General features: G+C 45.4%; 3 protein-coding genes and 1 pseudogene. All 4 read left to right on the top strand.

All coding sequences use genetic code 11. The features are described 5' to 3' along the window. A pseudogene (locus tag NSQ09_RS23035) lies at positions 1-94 on the top strand (ATP-binding protein); the annotation flags it as partial. After that, a complete protein-coding gene (locus NSQ09_RS23040; protein ID WP_341032885.1) occupies positions 91-234 on the top strand; it encodes a hypothetical protein in 144 nt (47 codons plus the stop codon). The pseudogene NSQ09_RS23035 and the gene NSQ09_RS23040, both read left to right, overlap by 4 nt. Positions 235-379: 145 nt before the next feature. After that, positions 380-736 carry a YopX family protein gene (locus tag NSQ09_RS23045; RefSeq protein ID WP_038428454.1) on the top strand — a complete coding sequence of 119 codons (357 nt, stop codon included), beginning with the start codon at positions 380-382 and terminating at the stop codon, positions 734-736. Continuing rightward, positions 723-1,083 (top strand): DUF1064 domain-containing protein (locus NSQ09_RS23050; protein ID WP_341032889.1); only part of this gene is annotated, 361 nt, incomplete at its 3' end. The genes NSQ09_RS23045 and NSQ09_RS23050, both read left to right, overlap by 14 nt.

Raw genomic sequence — 1,083 nt, forward strand, 5'->3', positions numbered from 1 at the left:
AGGGTCACGGATTTACCAGATGTGCAAGTATTACACGGTGATCATTCAGGGCAACCGGATGGAATTAAATCATAGATTGGGTGATTGGGATTGAACGAGAAAACGAACGTTATAGGATCCAAAGGAATGTATTTGTTCGGGCCTGCTGAACAAAAGGGCGGCAAGGACCTCACACCAGCTATCCAGGTGCTTGAGGAAAAGATCAGACAAATGGAGCTGATGCGGAGTGCTTAAAGCGGTGATGCTGCTGCCGGCCATTATACTAACGGCGCCGTACAAGGAGAAGCAGATTCAGCATTGGGAACACATTGACGGTAGGTAACGACGGCACGGGGAAACGGGCCGATAAGGAAATAGTCAGAGATATGGAGGCGGCAGAATGAGGGAAATTAAATTTCAGGCATGGGATTTAGATGCTGAACAAATGTATAACTGGGAGAGTATTAAACAGCTTTTTCATGAGCATTTAGCTCATCCAAGGGTAAAGGTTAGACAATACACCGGATTGAAGGACAGGAACGGCCGGGAGATTTATGAAGGGGATATTGTAGTTGATGGAAGCGAGAACTCTGCAGAAGTAGTTTTTGATGATGGCTGTTTCTGTGTAATTGGATATTTGGGAGATTTACGGACCCACCCACTTCGTGATTCCCTATTTTGTGGAGAAAGATTTGAAGTCATCGGCAATATTTACGAGAATCCTGAGCTTTTGGAGGCATCACATGCCAGCAAATAAGTACGGCGCCAGAAAAACACAGGTGGATGGTATCACGTTCGACAGCCGGGCCGAAGCCAAATACTATGAGCAGCTGAAATGGCTCAAGGTGAGCAAGCAGATAAAAGATTTTAAGCTGCAGCCACGGTTCCTGCTACAAGAGGCATTCAAAAAGAACGGCAAAACTTTTCGGAAGATTGAATATATTGCAGATTTTGAGGTTCATAATTTGGACGGCAGCATCGAGATCATTGACATCAAGGGCATGGAAACAAAGGAATTTGCCATCAAACGTAAGTTGTATGAGCGGCTTTACGATACGCCACTCAAGGTGCTGGCTCTGGATAAGTCACTTGGCTTCATCGAGT

Origin of the sequence: Bacillus sp. FSL W8-1202 (assembly GCF_038006165.1) — a bacterium.
Lineage (GTDB): Bacteria > Bacillota > Bacilli > Bacillales > Bacillaceae > Bacillus > Bacillus subtilis.

Excerpts from the sequence above, each read along its gene's own strand:
- NSQ09_RS23045 (WP_038428454.1), top strand. The coding sequence starts at position 380 with ATGAGGGAAATTAAATTTCAGGCATGGGATTTAGATGCTGAACAAATG.